This window comes from Erythrobacter alti (genome assembly GCF_037996805.1).
GTDB lineage: Bacteria > Pseudomonadota > Alphaproteobacteria > Sphingomonadales > Sphingomonadaceae > Alteraurantiacibacter > Alteraurantiacibacter alti.
This window is the reverse complement of sequence record NZ_JBBNAX010000009.1, coordinates 95485-110308: the sequence shown is the minus strand read 5'-3', so window position 1 is coordinate 110308 and position 14824 is coordinate 95485. Positions and strand designations below refer to the sequence as shown.

Genomic DNA, 14824 nt, shown 5'->3' with positions numbered 1-14824 from the left:
CCTAGCCCTCGGTAGCAATGCGCGCTCGCTCGTCACGGATGGCGAGTTCAAGCAAGCGGCCCTGCTGGACCAGTGTCGCCCCGCCAAACCGGCGCTGGACGTGCGGCGGATAATGCGCCTTGAGCAGCTCATCGGTGGCAATCGTGACGACCCGCTCCAACCCGGTGTATAGCACGCTTGCTAGGTCGTATTCTGGCCCTTCATAGCCCTCTTTCGGCCCACCCATCTGCTGTCCCAGCAGGTTGACGACCTGTCGGGCAGAAAGGATCCGTTGCGACAGCACCCGCTGCTCATGCTTGTCGGCCATCGCGTTGCGCATGTGGAGCAGGCGAACGTTGCGCTTCCAGAAGCTGTGAAACGCCTGCACGAAAGCTCGGCAATCTTCCCCGAGCGTGTCGTCTGGCCAAAATCGTTCGAGAATCGCGAGATGTTCGACTTGCGTTTCCGCAATGATCGGTTCGAGCACGGTCAGAAACAAATCGGGCAAGTCAGGGAAGTAGTTGTAGATTGAAGAAACACGCAACTCGGCGCGGCGTGCAACGGCGCTGATGGAGAAATCTTCCGTTTCCGGATCTTCAATCAGTTCACGCGCGGCGGTCAGGATACGCTGCCGCGTAATCCGACCTTTGCGGCCGAGCTTCTGGCCTTGCAGATTGGTATCGACTCCCGGATCGGCACCCACGTGAATTCAATCTCCTGAGCGTCAGGCGGCCTGCCCGACAGCTATGACCTTGCTATCGAGAAATTCCTCGATGCCCGCAATTCCCCATTCGCGGCCCATGCCGCTGCCCTTGAAACCTCCAAATGGCAAGTCGCCGGCTATACACATTCCACCGTTCACGCTGACTGAGCCGCTGCGAAGGCGACGCGCTACATTCTCGGCCCGCACCGGATCGGCGGAAACGACACCGCCGGAAAGACCGTAAGGCGTTTCATTGGCGATACGAATGGCATCCTCATCATCCTCGAACGGGATGACGACCAGAACCGGGCCGAAGATTTCTTCCTGCGCAATACGCATCGAATTATCGACATCGATGAAGCAGGTCGGTTCGATGAAGTAGCCGCCCCCCTTGTCCTGACGGGCATTCCCGCCTGCGAGCAAGGTTGCGCCCTCCTCTTTGCCGAGTTCGATATAGCTCATCACCCGTTCTTGCTGCCTTTTCGAGACCACCGGACCCATGATGTGCGTAGGTTCGTCAAAGCGACCCCAATTGTCGCCGAAACCTTCATAACCCGCCTTCAGCGCGGCCTTCGCTTCATCATAACGGGCGCGGGGCACCAAAAGGCGACTTTGAACGGCACAGCCCTGCCCGGCGTGGAACACCAGAAGCGACTGGGCACATTCGCGGGCGAAGTTCGGAGCGTCGTCGAGTACGATCTTGGCACTCTTCCCGCCAAGTTCGAGAAAAACGCGCTTCAGGGTTTGCGCGCCCGCTTCCATGATGCGTTTACCCACACCGGTGGAACCGGTGAAGCTGATCAGATCGACGCGGGGATCGGCCACAAGCTGTTCCCCAGCTGCGGCAGGATCGGAGCCGAAGACAACGTTCAGCACGCCTGCAGGCAATCCGGCCTGCTCCGCCAGTTCACCCCAGATTGCGCCCAGTCCCGGTGTATCGGGTGCGGGCTTGAGAATGACGGTGCAACCGGCGAGCAGCGCGGCGACTACCTTGCCGACATTGACGTAATGCGGGACGTTCCACGGGGTTATCGCCGCAACCACGCCCACCGGCTCGTAAACAATCTTGCGGTGTGAGGGCATGTTGCGAAAATCGCGTTGGCCAAGGTCTTCCTCCCAGGTCACTTCTTCGAAGACCTTGATATAATCGTCCCAGCCCAGATTGGCGTTGTCGACATGCGCCATGGCCACCGCACCGAGCGCTGCGCCTGCCTCGACACGCGACAGCTCAGCCAATCGGCCTTTGTTCTCCTCGAACAGCTCGCGCAGCTTCTTGACCAGTCGCAGCCGTTCGCCGCGATTTTCAGGATCTGCCCAACCGGTATCGTCAAAAGCCCGGCGGGCTGCCGCGATAGCTTCATCGACATCGGCGGAAGACGCGTCGGCCGCCTTGCCAACAACCTCGCCGGTCCATGGGCCGATCACGTCGAAGGTCTTGCTACCTTCGGCATCGCGGAGCTTTCCGTCAATATAGAGCTTGGCATCGGGCAGAGTGGTCATGCCGGGTCTTTCTCGCTTGAATGGTCTGAGTAGGGTCGGTCGCCGTTCAGCTCGATATGGCCAATGTGCATATCGGCCGGCGAGTTCACCACATGGTGAAATGCCTCGGCGACGGACCTGTAATGGGTCAACGGACGGTTGCGGAAATCGATGCCAACCTTAGCGTTCTCGGTTGCGAAGCGGGTCATCAAGTCGATCGGCCAGCTCGAGCCGGTCTTGGTCTCGTCATACATCTGGCCGCAGCGGATCGACGTGACGCGGATCCCTTCGGGTGCCAGTTCGCGATCGAGCATGTTCGAAATATATTCGAGCCCCACCTTGGTGCCGGTATAGAGCCATTGCATCGCGAATTTGAGGCCAACACTTTCGCTGCTGACATTGATGATCTTGCCACCACCGCGTAGCAACGGCAGCGCCTCGCGGGAGCACAGCACCGGCCCGGCAAGGTTGATGCCGACCATGCCCATCACCTGCTCGTCTGTGGCTTCGGCAAGCGAAAATGGCTCATAGGAGGCCGCGTTGTTGATCAGGGCATCGACATGGTCGCAGCGCTTGGCGATCTCGGAAAATGCCGCGCGCACCGATTCCGGCTGGCTGACGTCGCATTCCACCGCGAAGCTGGGTCCGCCCAGCTCATCCGCCACGGCCTGCACCTTTGAAAGGGTCCGGCCGAGCAATACAATGCGGTCGCCGTCGGCGGCAAAGCGCCGTGCGACCGTGCGTCCCAAGCCATCCCCGGCACCCGTGATTATAATCGTTTTTGTCATAGTCATCTCTTGTCGCACAAATTGGTTCAATCGACGCGGCAAGTCAGCCTTTGATGCGCTTGATCGCAGCGGCGATGACGCGCCCTAGCCCGGTGCTGGTCGCGCGAAGTCATCCGGATAGACGCTCAAGTCTCCGTCATAGGCTATGCCGCCCGGCCATTTCTCGTCGCCGCTGATCTTTCGGAAATAGTGCACCGTCCGAGCAAAGGACCCGGCCTTGCTACGATCAGCAAAGGCAATGCCGGATGGGCTGACCCCGCGCGCCCGCGCGCTGAAATCCTTGACCGTGAACAGCAGATCATCGGTCTGCTGAGCGCAGAAGACGAGCTCGCCGCCGGGGCAATAGCGGCGTGGTTCAACCTGCACATCCGCCAACCGACCACGCTTCATGCCCACCTTGCCGGGCACGCAAGAGACCTCCGGAATGTGAGTGTTCTCGTACCAGTGGTGATATTCCTCCTCCATCCCGGCTACGAAATTGGCGAGGATTATCGAGACACCGGAGAATGGGTGATCCGGCTGGTGATTAAGGCTGAATTGCCAGTCCGAATACATCCGATAGGAATAAATCCTCTCGCTCTCGTTCTCGTCATCGATCAGGCCGGAATCGCGCGCCTCTGCGAGCAGCGGCGCAAGTGCGGGCAAATCGATCCGCGGGGCTTCATAGTCGAATTCGTAGACGCTCATGAAGCGCCATGGCTGGGCGATATCGGGCATGATCTGCTCGGGCGTGACTTCGAAGCGGTCGGCGCTGCGAAACCCGCGAAGCCGACCGAGATCCTCCTTGTGCTTGCCATCAAACCAAGCGGCATAGGCAACCGTCTTGTCATCCGGAACATTGTGGAGATGGAGTGTTGTGTACTGTGCCATGCAAATCTTCCCGAAAATCCAGTCTAGCGCCCGGTAACGCCGAACATTCCATCGATCCCGATATTGGTAAACGTAGGCTCACCCTCGCCAAGTGCTACCCACAACAGGTGGTCGACGCGGCCTGGGCCGTCCTGAAGCCAGATGCCTCCGGTCGTTCCCGTCGTGATGTAGTCGCGACCAAAGCGTTCTTCGTGCGCATAATAATGCTCGTGGCCCGCGATCATTGTGTACGGCCTGTCGCCGAGCATCGCCTCGATACGTTCGAAATTCGCGCTGTCATAAATCCATGCTGGTTTGTGCATCAGTACGATTGTCCAGCGCGGCGCAGGATTGGCGCCCAGCACCTGGCGGAAATGCTCGACCTGCGCGTCGCTGATGGCAACTTCCCCCGGCTTTTCGACATTCTCGCGGTCGCGATAGGCTTCGAGTATTCGAGCCTGTGTTCCCTCGGGATCGCTGGCGATAGCGGCTTGCAATCGCAAGTGTCCCTCGACCGCGCTTTCGGGCAGCGGGACAGGGGGGTCTTCGGTCGAGAGACCGAGTATCAGGACACCATCGCGAACTTCGCTCCAGTATGGCGTGCCGCGCCGCTCTGTCCAAATCCGCGCCATGGTTGCGTTGGCGTAATCGTGATTTCCCGGGACCGACAGAAAGCGCGACCCGAAAGGTGCGATCAACGCTTCGATTTCGTCCCACTGGCGCGCGAGTTCGTCTTCGTCTTCGACATAGCCTTCCACCAGATCGCCAACGGAAAGCACAAGGTCGGGCTGCAATTGTTCAATATGCTCCATCGCCCGCTCGAACACGTGCGGACGATGGCCACCCGTCCGGTCGCCGATTACCGCGATGCGTAGCGGGGCGTTCGACTGCTGCGTGGCAGAGGTTGGCCCAAGTGCATCAGTTGCCGCGCAGGCGGCAAGCCCCAGCGTCGCCAGGCCGAGAGTCAGTCTGGCGAGCAAAGCCTTCATATGCGGAAGCCGCGGAGTTGATTGCCGCCGTCGCACAGGATGACCTGGTTGTTGATGAAGCTGCCCTCGTCGCTGGCGAGAAACATGCCGAGATTGGCGATGTCCTCTGCAGTGCCTTGCCGTTTTACCTTCTGCATTGCCTTCAAGCGATCCCAATTGGCTGCTTCCACGCCGACTTTTGAAGCCGGTGTTTCCATCAAGCCGGGCGCAATCGCAACGCAGCGGATTTCATCATTGCCAAACTGGTTCGCCATGGCGTGGGTGAAAACGTTAAGGCTCGCCTTCGTGATGCCATAGGCGGTCTGCGGTTCATAGCTTGCCATGGAACTCTTGTTTATAATCAGCCCCTTAGCAGCCTTCAGCGCAGGACGCACAGCTTCAGCCAACAACAGTGGGCCGAAGACATTGACGGCGTAGAAGAACTGCCACTTGTCCATTCCAAGATCGAAAAAGCCACGCGCGATCTCGCCCATGTGCAGGCCGGCATTATTGATAAGCACATCAAGCTTCGGGTGGTTGGCGACGACCGAACCGCCCAAGGCCTGAATATCGGTTTCCTTGCTCATGTCACAAACATGGCACTCAGCCGAGCCGCCCTCGCCTTCGACCAAGGCTTTGGTCTCGTCCATGCCATCGGCATTGATATCTGCGAGGATTATATGCGCGCCCTCGCCTGCGAAACTCTGGGCGTAAGCGCGCCCCAATCCGGCGGCACTGCCTGTAACAAGGATGGTCTTGCCAGAGAATTTACCTGTCATATCTTGGTGCTCCACTCAGTCACAAATGGCGAAACTTGGGCAGAACACCCTATTCATAACGATCGAACTTGATGCTGGCGAAGCGCCATCCATCCGAAGTCTTGCGGAAGGTGTCGGAATAGCGGCCAACCACTGTCATCAGGCCCTGTCCTTCGCGTCGACGGGATTCGACCTGGATTGTCCAGTCGCCGGTCGCAGTGTCTCCATCAACCTTGATAAGTGGCGAACCGAGCGCATGGATCATCCACTCGCTTCCGCCACCGATCGCTTCGATCATGAAATCGGTGATTTCCTGCGGTCCGTTGAGCATCCTGAAACCGTAGTCACCGACGAAATCGTCTACAAACAAATCGGCAAACTTCGCTCGAGCCGCGTCAGCATCACTGGTCGAGGAATCTGCAGCCAGGCAATAAGTTGCCTTGAGGTTGGCGATTTCGAGTGCGTCCTCGGTCATGCTGGCTCCAGCTCCAGCCGCTTGATCGCCCGTTCCTTGATATCGGACGTCTTGAGCTTGTTTGAACCCGTGAGTTCGAGCTCATCCTCGGTGAAGAACAGGACCCTCCGCGGCACCTTGTAGCTGGCGAGTGTCTGCTTTGTGAAAGCGCGCACGCTTTCCTCCGTGAGGGTTTCGCCGGAATGCGTCACCACGGCCGTCACTACTAATTCGCCTAGTGTGTCATGCGGGATCCCGACGGTTTGACACAACTTTACGCCGGGGCACTTGCGGATCGTCTCATCGATTTCCAGCGGGGATACATTCGCCCCGCCCGTCTTGATGATGTCATTCAGCCTACCTTCCCAGAACAAGCGTCCCTCGGCATCGACATAGCCACCATCACCTGAGCGGAAATAGCCCTCATCATCCAGCGTGTCGGACAAGGGGATGCCGACATATCCCAACATCAAGGTTGGTCCCTTTACTGCGATTTCGCCGCGCTCGCCCAGCGGGACGGTCTCGCCCGACAGGGGATCGATGATTTTGACGAAGCCGCCGGGCTGGGGTTTTCCGCTGCTCCCGGCAATCTCGTCCTCAGGCGTGCCAGAAGGAAATGTCGTGCTGACGGTGAAAGTTTCAGTTGCCCCGTAGGTGGCCGATGGTTCCTGCCAACTGAAAGTCGCAGTGGGATGCTCGCCGATTGGAAACTTGGGGTCGACGTATTTCAGCGCGGAGAGATCGACATCGGCCCAATTGGGCGCGGCCACCAACTGCGGCCATTGATGCGGCCACGCGATTGCCATAGTCGCCTGTTCGCGGTCCATCAATTCGAGTGCCTCTCCGGGGTCGAAAGTCTTCTGCAAGACTAACGCTCCGCCCGGCGTCATCGCCGAACCCAGCCCCTGCACGAAACTGCCCGACCAGAAGAAGCCATTGGCCGACCATGCGCGGCAATCTGCTTCGGTTCGCACGAATTTGCGGTAGCGCCACAATTGCAAGGCCATGCCGCGATGCGAATTTATGATGCCCTTGGGCTTGGCAGTTGTCCCGGAGGAGAAGAACAGCGCGCCCGGATCGGCGGGCGTGACAGTAGCGGCCCGCGCATCGACCAGCGTTTGGGCGACATTGTCACCGTGGCGCAGGAATGCGTCCCATTCTTCGATTGCCTTGGCGTCCCCGCCACCGACAGCAACGACATGACGCAGGAATGGCAGCTTGGCGGACTCGATTTGGCCGGGTTGGCAATTGGCCAGCAGAGGCTCGATGCCGGTCAGCACCCCGCTGAAGTCCTTTTTGAGCACTCGCCGTTCGAGCAGCATGAATGTGCAGCCCGAAAGCTCGAGCAAATATTCAAGCTCTGCCTCGGTTGAGAAGGTACTGAAAGTGCAGGCAACGCCGCCTGCCAGCGCGGTGCCGAAAACAGTCGAAATAAATTCCGGCCGGTTGGTCATCAGGACCCCGACGCGCTCACCCTTACCGATGCCCAGAGCATGCAGGGAGCGTGCAACCTCGTTCGCGCGCTCCCACAGTTCGGCATAGGTCCAGGATGTGCGAGCGCCGTCTTCGTGGAAGACCAGTGCCTCGCGATCGGCAAATTGCTGGCAAAGCTCTTGCAGCCAGCCACCAAGGGTGAGCGCCCCCAATCCATCTTCATCCTCTAGCGGAGGAGCTTTCAGAAGCGAAAGCGGACGCTCTCCCATTGCTGTATCCCTTTCCAGTATTATCAGGCGTTTACGTCGACGATGTAGCGGCCTTTTACCTCTCCGCTCATGAACTTTTGCGCCGCGTCGACTGCGTCGCCCAGGCCAATCTGGTGGCCGATGGAGGCAAGTTTCGCCGGATCGAGATCGCGCGCGAGACGCTCCCAAGCCTTCATGCGCGGCCCCTTTGGTGCCATCACGCTGTCAACACCCAGCAAGCGTACACCGCGCAGGATGAAGGGCATAACGGTGGCCGGAAGATCGAAGCCCTGCGCCAGTCCGCAAGCGGCCACAGCGCCGCCATATTTGGTCTGCGCACAGGCATTGGCGAGAGTGAAGCTGCCCGCAGTATCGACGACACCTGCCCAGATTTCCTTCTGCAGCGGCCTGCCCTTCTCGCTCATCGTCGACCGGTCTATCACCTCGTCCGCGCCCAGGCTCTTGAGATAGTCGGCCTCGCTCGTCTTGCCGGTCAGCGCGTGGACCTCGAAGCCTTCCGCCTTGAGCAGCGCGATTGCCACGGAGCCCACTCCGCCAGTCGCCCCGGTAACCAGCACCGGACCCTGATCGGGAGATATGCCGGCATCGACCAGCGCATCCACGCACAGGGCGGCGGTGTATCCGGCGGTGCCAATCGTCATGGCCTGCTTTTCGTCGAAAGCATCGGGCAAGGGCACCAGCCAATCTCCCTTCAGGCGGGACACTTGCGCCAGCCCGCCCCAATGTCCTTCACCCACGCCCCAACCATTGAGTACGACTTTGTCACCGGCCTTCCAGTCGGAATGCGAGCTGTCACGAACTGTGCCGGCAAGATCGATTCCGGGTACCATCGGAAAGCTGCGCACGACCGGCGACGAGCCGGTGATTGCCAGGCCATCCTTGAAGTTGAGGGTCGAATACGCAACGTCGATTGTGACATCACCTTCGGGCAGGTCGCTTTCATCCACCTGCTTGAGTTCGACGGTCTGGACATCGTCATTCTTGTTGATCACAATTGCATTGAACATTCGGGAAAAATCCTTCGATTAAGTGTCTCGTCTGACGACCGATAGCGAGGCGTCTTTGCCGTGCGTCGGTTCGCCGGAAATGCGGTTGAGGACATCGGGCACCTTGCCCTCGTTGAGCGACCCGTGAACCGAAAGCCGGAGCATCTCGCGCACGAAGCGTTCGGCAAGAATACCGCGCTCTGTTTCATCGTGTGAGTGCGAGCGCGCCCACAGCGGCCAAAGGAAGTTTCCGGCCAGTGAAATAACGGACCACACCTCAACATCGATACCGTCTTCCGCGAGCGGCGTTTCGGCGAAGCGACCTATGGAGCCAACGTATTCGCGCCAGAACGGATCGGTGGAAGGATCTGGCAAATTCAGCAATTGCAGCAGCCAGATGCGGCACAGGTCGGTATTGTCCATGGCAAAGCGCGCCAACCGCTCGGTCGTTGCAACCATGTCAACCTTTTCGACGTCGCGTTCGCCAATCGTCGCCGGATCGCCGAAAACGGCGCGGAACATGCGGTCCGAAACTTCTTGTAACGTGTCGGCAACGAGCTTCTCGCGCGTTTCGAAGTGCTGGTAAGCCGTGCCTCTGTTAACCCCCGCCTTTACCGCTACCGCAGAAAGGCTGAGTGCGTCGGGTCCATCCTGCGATAGCAGTGTCAGCGCTGCTTCAAGAATATCCGCACGGGTCGCTTCGGGGTCACGAGCCCTGCGTTTGACCTTCTCTGCCATAGGATAACAAACCCCACTTTCCTGAAATCGAAATGAACCGGGATATCCAGCCTTGCAACCAGCCCGGATAATCTATCGCCCTAGCGAATGATCGGACGCAAATCCAAAGCGTCGCGAGAGCGATATCCGGCATCAGCGCTCCCCAACACCTTGGTCTCTTCAGCAATCTCGGCCATGCCCTGACGCAAACGCGATGGCCCTGCTGGGCCCGATTACGAGGAAAATCATCCATGACTACCGCCAAGCTCGATTGCTCTGACCTGGACCAATACATGGGCAAGCCGATGCAACCGGCGCGCATGGTTGAGCCCTTCGCCAATTGCGACATCCGGCGCTGGGTGCAGGCCATGCATTATCCCAACCGCCTTCATTACGACACGATGTATGCGCAGCAGAGCCGGCACGGCGAGTTGATCGCGCCGCAGAGCTTCCCCGTAACCATGGACGACGGTCACGGCTCCGCACCTTCCTGCATCGGCCTGGTGCCCAATTCGCACATGCTTTTCGGCGGCGACGAATGGTGGTTCTATGGTCCGACCGTGAAGGGGGGCGACCGCATCTGGAACGAGCGCATCCCGTTCGATTACACGGTCAAGGAAACCGGTTTCGGTCCCACTTGCTTCCAGCGCGGAGACAATTTCTATTACAACCAGCACGGCGAACTTGTGGCCAAGCAGCGTTCCACGTCGATCCGCTATCCGCAAGAAGCCGGCGAAGCCAGCCAGGTCGACAATAGCGACGCGCATGATGACCCGGTGTGGAGCGATGATGAACTGGAGGCGCTCGAGGAGCGCAAATATAGCTGGATCAAGATGCTCCACGATCTCGGGCACAGCCCGCGATACTGGGACGATGTTGAAAAGGGTTCAGCGCTGCCTGAACGCGTTGTCGGGCCGCACTCGATTGTCAGCTTCACAACCGAATGGCGCAGCTACACCTTCACCCAATGGGGCAGTATGCACCGCCGCACTGATCTCAACATGGCAGAGCTAGGTTTCACTGGACCAATGGCCGGGCCTGAGCAGGACCCGACTGAGGAAAAGAACAATCCCGAAAACACCGACGGGGCGTATATTGGCCCCTCGCGGGGCCACCTGTTTCCGCGCTGGGCGCGGTTCATCGGTATGCCGCGCGGTTATGGTTACGGTGCGTCTATGGGCGCGTGGGTCACGGACTATCTCGCTGGCTGGGCCAGCGAATGGGGCATGGTCCGCTACAGCAAGGCCAATTACCGCAGCCCGGCCTTGACCGGCGACATCACCATCATGACAGGCACCATTCTCGACAAGTTTATCGACGATGAGGGACGCCATATGGTGTCGATAGAGTGTAAAATGGAAAACCAGCTCGGTACGACAATGGCGACCGCCAAGGCCGAGGTCGAATTGATGAAGAAGCCCGAATAGCAGGCTCAGGCGTCTGAGATACGGCCTCCGCCGTAACCCGGCTGGGCCGGTTCTCCATATGCCTCGTAGAGCGCTTCCACGCGTGCCTTGAGTGTCGGCAGGTGGTCGGGGTGCGTTATGATGTGTTGCTTATTCTCCTCGACTGCCTTCACGACAGCGCGACCAAGCCAGATCGGCTCCATCATCATAGCCCTCAGCCGTTCTTGCATCTCGGGCGGCAGGTCTGGCTGCTGGCCTTCGGACATACGGCTTCGCGTAAGGCCCGGGTAAAGGATCGAAACGCCTACACCATGCGGCGCCAGTTCGTCGCGCAGCGCCTAGGACATGGCCGAGACAGCGAATTTGCTGGCGGAATAAGCGGCAAAAGTCTGGTGGGGTATCTGTTCGTTGACCGATGATGTATTGACGATGTGGCCGCTCCCGCGCGCTTTCATCTCCGGAATGAATACGTGGCAGCCAAGAAACGCGCCTCGCACGTTCACCGCCATAACGCGGTCGAACTCTTCGATCGACACCTGCTCCATTGGTTTGAAGGGCAAGGCGATACCGGCGTTGTTGCACAAGATCTCGACCGAACCGAGCTGGTCTTCGACCGCCCGTTTCACCTCCGCCCAACTATCGGGCGAAGCGACATCATGTCCGAAAGCGATAGTGCCATGACCGATCCGTACAGCTTCTGCTTCGGCCCGGTCGGGCACGATATCGCCGATCGCGACCCGAGCGCCCTTTTCTACGAAGGCTTCGGCAATACCGGCTCCGATACCGCTTCCGCCACCTGTGACGAGTACAACCTTGTCCGCGATTTCCATAAATTGAGCCTCTATGCGAAACCGTATTGCTCGCGGTAATCCTTGTAACGCTCTTTCACTTCATCCTCGGTCACGCCGAACTGTTCCAGCGTGTAGGAATGCTTGCCGAACTTGCCCTTGGGGTTTTCCGTCATGCAGGCCGTCATTGCCGCTTCGGTATCTTCGGTGAAGGGTTCATCGAAATGGGCATAGAGCTTCTTCATCTGGCCGATGGGATCAGCCACTTGCTCGGCATAGTCGATATCAAAAATCGCGTCGTCACCATGCTTGGCGCGATACTCGGCCTGCCGCGAGATCATGGCATCGAACGTATCCATCAGCGTGTCTGCGATCCGCCGCCCATCGACCGTCTCGCTGTAGATGGGCCGCACGGTGGCGCACAGGCTGCAGGCAGAACCAACCACCTGCAGGGGATCGCGATGGGTCATCACTAGCTGGGCGTCGGGATAGACCTTCGTCAATGCGTCCAGATAGAGCGGGTGCCACGGGTTCTTCAGGGTCCAGCGCCCGCCGGTATTGGCCTGCATCACCTGGAACTGCATCTTCTGGAACCGGAAGGCCGGTTCGTAGTCCGCCTCGTGCAGGAACCATTGATGATAGCTCGGTATATCCAACATTGAATCAAATACTTGCGAGCAGAACGATAAGGCCATCGCGAACTGGCATTCGGACGGACTATCCGCGTCTTCGTGATGGATTGCCGAGAGATGTGGCATATACTTGATGGACATCTCTATCCGCTGTTTTTCAGCAATGAAACGCGGATCGTTCTCGTAGTCCGACGCCGGTGCCGGCGGGACCGAATTAAGCGCTTCCCAACGCGTATAGGCGCGTCGTTCTGGATCGGATGCGAGCAGGTTGATCGTTAGCGTGGTGCCGGTTCGCGGAAGCCCGAAAACGAACATCGACTTTTCAACCGGCCGCTCCAGCAGTTCAGGGTTTCGCTTGAGATAATCGACGATTTTCAGTCGATTGGACAGATAGCCTACCAGTGATCCGGCGAAGGTTGCTGCGCCCCGTTCGTGGAGATTGGCTTCGCTTGTAGTTGAAGTGACAAGCTTTTCCAGCGCATCGCGAAACGGAAGTTCACCGAAATCGTCGAGACCTGTCTGCTCCTTCGCCTGTGCGAGCAAGCTCTCTGTCGTAATCGCGTTCACGCTTAGTCCTCCAGCCAGTTCATGCGAACCGGCCATATCACGCGCGGTTGGGCTTGCTATGCCGACACGGCCCTTATCGCTCCTGCGAAGTCGGCGCACCGCGGGGGCGATAAGGCCGCGGAATCGGCGTTTCGCGCTGGCATCAAGGTGCTCGATGGATATGCATTAAGGCGACAGAGGAAAATAAGGGAAAACGATGTCCTGCAAGCCAAGCGATGTTCCACCGGCGGAAGAGATCGACATCGAAAGCCTGCGCAAGCGCTACGCCCATGAACGAGAGCGTCGCCTGTTCAAGGATGGCGAGAAACACTACGTTCGTCCCGAAGGCGTTGGCCCCGTGGCAGATTATTCGATCGATCCGCATACGGAAATGGCTCCGCGTGAGCCGATTACCGACGAGATCGATGTTGCCATTCTCGGTGCCGGTTGGGGCGGCGTTCTGGCTGGCTACCACCTCGCCAAGCAGGGCATCACAGACTTCTGCAATATCGATACGGCCGGCGACTTCGGCGGCGTGTGGTACTGGAACCGCTATCCCGGCATCCAGTGTGATAACGAGAGCTATTGCTACCTCCCCTTACTCGAAGAGACTGGCTTCATGCCGTCGAAGCGGTTTGCCGATGGTGAGGAAATCCAGGGCTACACCCGCCTGATCGCCGAGAAATTCGGCTTTGCCGACCGCGCAATCTTCCACACTCAAATCACCTCGCTGGTATGGGATGAAGATTCCGATCGTTGGCGCATTGGAACCAATCGCGGAGACGACATCAAGGCACGCTTCGTCATCATGGCGAACGGCGTGCTCAACATGCCAAAGCTTCCCGCGATCGAGGGGATGGAGAAGTTCAAGGGCAAGCTTTTCCACTCCTCGCGCTGGGATTACGACTACACCGGAGGAAGCTGGCAGGACCCAAAACTGGATGAGCTCAAGGACAAGAAGGTCGCACTGGTGGGAACCGGGGCGACCGCCATCCAGGCTGTTCCGCACCTGGCGCAGTGGTGCGAGCATCTCTACGTCGTTCAGCGCACGCCGTCTTCGGTCGACGCGCGCCCCAACCCGCCAACCGATCAGGACTGGATCGCATCGCTGAAACCCGGCTGGCAGGCCGAACGGCAAGCCAATTTTCACCGCGGCGCAATGGAAACTTTCAAGCCGGACGAGGATGATCTGGTTTGCGACTTCTGGACCGAGATCAACCGCAATTTGAAGCTCCAATTCGAAGCCGAAGGCTGGCCCGAAATCACGCCCGAGGAGTTCCTTGCGAGGCGTGAGGTGATGGATCACCGGGTGATGGAACGCATGCGTCGCCGCGTTGATGATCTAGTTTCCGACCCTGAGCTTGCCGAGCGCCTGAAGCCCTATTACAATTTCATGTGCAAGCGCCCGTTATCGAGCGATGCCTATTATCCCAGCTTCAACCAAGACAATGTCTCGCTGGTCGATGTGTCGGAAACGCGCGGTCTGCAGCAACTCACCGAAAACGGCTTCATCGCCAATGGTGAGGAACACGAAGCGGACTGCATCATCTTTGCCAGCGGATTCGAAGTGACCAGCGCGCTCGAACGCCGCTGGGGTATCGATCGGATCGAAGGTCGCAACGGCGTGTCGCTGTACGATTTCTGGAGCGAAGGGCCGCGCACCTTCCACGGCGCGATGGCTCACGGTTTCCCCAATCAGTTCTACGTCGGCTACATCCAGGGTGGCATCAATGCCTCCGTGACCGAGCATTTCGGGCGGCAGGGTGAACATGCGGCATATATCATCGCGCGGGCGCTGGATCGAAATGCGACCGTAGTCGAGCCGACAAAAGAGGCAGCAGAATCCTACACTGAGCATTTCCTCGCCACGCAGGTTACGACCGACGAATTTCTTAACATCTGCCCGCCCAGCTACTTCAGCAACGAAGGCGCAAATTCACACGCCTGGAACCTGTTTCGCCAGTGGGGCAACGGCTGGGATGATTTCGTACGTTTCCTGCAGAATTGGCGCGACAGCGGAGATCTCGAAGGGCTCGAACTGTGCCAGCCGGAACCGGTGGAGTAGCCT

Annotated in this window: 15 protein-coding genes; 2 read left to right on the top strand and 13 right to left on the bottom strand. The window is 58.9% G+C overall.

Features of this window, described 5'->3' with window-relative positions:
* Nucleotide 1: 1 nt before the first annotated feature.
* The 10 genes from AAC850_RS12315 to AAC850_RS12270 form a co-directional block, all read right to left on the bottom strand.
* Nucleotides 2-682, bottom strand: a complete 681-nt coding sequence (locus tag AAC850_RS12315) for a TetR/AcrR family transcriptional regulator (protein WP_340589078.1) — start codon at nt 680-682, stop codon at nt 2-4.
* Between the two features lie 21 nt (nt 683-703).
* On the bottom strand, nt 704-2182 hold the full coding sequence (locus AAC850_RS12310; RefSeq protein ID WP_340589077.1) for an aldehyde dehydrogenase family protein: 1479 nt from the start codon (nt 2180-2182) through the stop codon (nt 704-706).
* The gene (locus AAC850_RS12305) at nt 2179-2955 is read right to left on the bottom strand and encodes an SDR family oxidoreductase (RefSeq protein ID WP_340589076.1); all 777 of its coding nucleotides are present in this window, start codon (nt 2953-2955) and stop codon (nt 2179-2181) included. The genes AAC850_RS12310 and AAC850_RS12305 overlap by 4 nt, the downstream gene beginning before the upstream one ends.
* Nucleotides 2956-3033: 78 nt before the next feature.
* On the bottom strand, nt 3034-3819 hold the full coding sequence (locus AAC850_RS12300) for a hypothetical protein (RefSeq protein ID WP_340589075.1): 786 nt from the start codon (nt 3817-3819) through the stop codon (nt 3034-3036).
* A gap of 23 nt (nt 3820-3842) precedes the next feature.
* Nucleotides 3843-4787: a metallophosphoesterase family protein gene (locus AAC850_RS12295; RefSeq protein ID WP_340589074.1), complete on the bottom strand. Its 945-nt coding sequence runs from the start codon at nt 4785-4787 to the stop codon at nt 3843-3845.
* A complete protein-coding gene (locus tag AAC850_RS12290; RefSeq protein WP_340589072.1) occupies nt 4784-5545 on the bottom strand; it encodes an SDR family NAD(P)-dependent oxidoreductase in 762 nt (253 codons plus the stop codon). Before AAC850_RS12290 ends, AAC850_RS12295 begins: the two co-directional genes overlap by 4 nt.
* A 49-nt stretch (nt 5546-5594) precedes the next feature.
* The gene (locus tag AAC850_RS12285; RefSeq protein WP_340589070.1) at nt 5595-5999 is read right to left on the bottom strand and encodes a nuclear transport factor 2 family protein; all 405 of its coding nucleotides are present in this window, start codon (nt 5997-5999) and stop codon (nt 5595-5597) included.
* Complete coding sequence (locus AAC850_RS12280) at nt 5996-7681, bottom strand: class I adenylate-forming enzyme family protein (RefSeq protein ID WP_340589069.1); 1686 nt, start codon at nt 7679-7681, stop codon at nt 5996-5998. Before AAC850_RS12280 ends, AAC850_RS12285 begins: the two co-directional genes overlap by 4 nt.
* A 23-nt stretch (nt 7682-7704) precedes the next feature.
* Nucleotides 7705-8688: an acrylyl-CoA reductase (NADPH) gene (gene acuI, locus AAC850_RS12275; protein WP_340589068.1), complete on the bottom strand. Its 984-nt coding sequence runs from the start codon at nt 8686-8688 to the stop codon at nt 7705-7707.
* An 18-nt stretch (nt 8689-8706) separates the two neighbouring features.
* Nucleotides 8707-9405, bottom strand: a complete 699-nt coding sequence (locus AAC850_RS12270; RefSeq protein WP_340589067.1) for a TetR/AcrR family transcriptional regulator — start codon at nt 9403-9405, stop codon at nt 8707-8709.
* Between the two features lie 230 nt (nt 9406-9635).
* Between AAC850_RS12270 and AAC850_RS12265 the strand changes: the two genes are divergently transcribed.
* The gene (locus AAC850_RS12265; protein ID WP_340589066.1) at nt 9636-10811 is read left to right on the top strand and encodes an FAS1-like dehydratase domain-containing protein; all 1176 of its coding nucleotides are present in this window, start codon (nt 9636-9638) and stop codon (nt 10809-10811) included.
* Nucleotides 10812-10816: 5 nt separating this feature from the next.
* On the opposite strand, the gene AAC850_RS12260 is transcribed toward AAC850_RS12265, so the two are convergent.
* The 3 genes from AAC850_RS12260 to AAC850_RS12250 form a co-directional block, all read right to left on the bottom strand.
* On the bottom strand, nt 10817-11056 hold the full coding sequence (locus AAC850_RS12260; protein WP_340589065.1) for a hypothetical protein: 240 nt from the start codon (nt 11054-11056) through the stop codon (nt 10817-10819).
* A gap of 72 nt (nt 11057-11128) precedes the next feature.
* Nucleotides 11129-11620 carry an SDR family oxidoreductase gene (locus AAC850_RS12255; protein WP_340589064.1) on the bottom strand — a complete coding sequence of 164 codons (492 nt, stop codon included), beginning with the start codon at nt 11618-11620 and terminating at the stop codon, nt 11129-11131.
* An 11-nt stretch (nt 11621-11631) separates the two neighbouring features.
* Complete coding sequence (locus tag AAC850_RS12250) at nt 11632-12813, bottom strand: sulfotransferase family protein (protein WP_340589063.1); 1182 nt, start codon at nt 12811-12813, stop codon at nt 11632-11634.
* A gap of 160 nt (nt 12814-12973) precedes the next feature.
* On the opposite strand from AAC850_RS12250, the gene AAC850_RS12245 reads away from it, so the two are divergent.
* Nucleotides 12974-14821: a flavin-containing monooxygenase gene (locus tag AAC850_RS12245; protein WP_340589061.1), complete on the top strand. Its 1848-nt coding sequence runs from the start codon at nt 12974-12976 to the stop codon at nt 14819-14821.
* Nucleotides 14822-14824: the final 3 nt, after the last annotated feature.

Excerpts from the sequence above, each read along its gene's own strand:
- AAC850_RS12310 (WP_340589077.1), bottom strand. The coding sequence starts at position 2,182 with ATGACCACTCTGCCCGATGCCAAGCTCTATATTGACGGAAAGCTCCGC.
- AAC850_RS12305 (WP_340589076.1), bottom strand. The coding sequence starts at position 2,955 with ATGACTATGACAAAAACGATTATAATCACGGGTGCCGGGGATGGCTTG.
- AAC850_RS12300 (WP_340589075.1), bottom strand. The coding sequence starts at position 3,819 with ATGGCACAGTACACAACACTCCATCTCCACAATGTTCCGGATGACAAG.
- AAC850_RS12295 (WP_340589074.1), bottom strand. The coding sequence starts at position 4,787 with ATGAAGGCTTTGCTCGCCAGACTGACTCTCGGCCTGGCGACGCTGGGG.
- AAC850_RS12290 (WP_340589072.1), bottom strand. The coding sequence starts at position 5,545 with ATGACAGGTAAATTCTCTGGCAAGACCATCCTTGTTACAGGCAGTGCC.
- AAC850_RS12285 (WP_340589070.1), bottom strand. The coding sequence starts at position 5,999 with ATGACCGAGGACGCACTCGAAATCGCCAACCTCAAGGCAACTTATTGC.
- AAC850_RS12280 (WP_340589069.1), bottom strand. The coding sequence starts at position 7,681 with ATGGGAGAGCGTCCGCTTTCGCTTCTGAAAGCTCCTCCGCTAGAGGAT.
- acuI (WP_340589068.1), bottom strand. The coding sequence starts at position 8,688 with ATGTTCAATGCAATTGTGATCAACAAGAATGACGATGTCCAGACCGTC.
- AAC850_RS12270 (WP_340589067.1), bottom strand. The coding sequence starts at position 9,405 with ATGGCAGAGAAGGTCAAACGCAGGGCTCGTGACCCCGAAGCGACCCGT.
- AAC850_RS12265 (WP_340589066.1), top strand. The coding sequence starts at position 9,636 with ATGACTACCGCCAAGCTCGATTGCTCTGACCTGGACCAATACATGGGC.
- AAC850_RS12260 (WP_340589065.1), bottom strand. The coding sequence starts at position 11,056 with ATGTCCGAAGGCCAGCAGCCAGACCTGCCGCCCGAGATGCAAGAACGG.
- AAC850_RS12255 (WP_340589064.1), bottom strand. The coding sequence starts at position 11,620 with ATGGAAATCGCGGACAAGGTTGTACTCGTCACAGGTGGCGGAAGCGGT.
- AAC850_RS12250 (WP_340589063.1), bottom strand. The coding sequence starts at position 12,813 with ATGGCCGGTTCGCATGAACTGGCTGGAGGACTAAGCGTGAACGCGATT.
- AAC850_RS12245 (WP_340589061.1), top strand. The coding sequence starts at position 12,974 with ATGTCCTGCAAGCCAAGCGATGTTCCACCGGCGGAAGAGATCGACATC.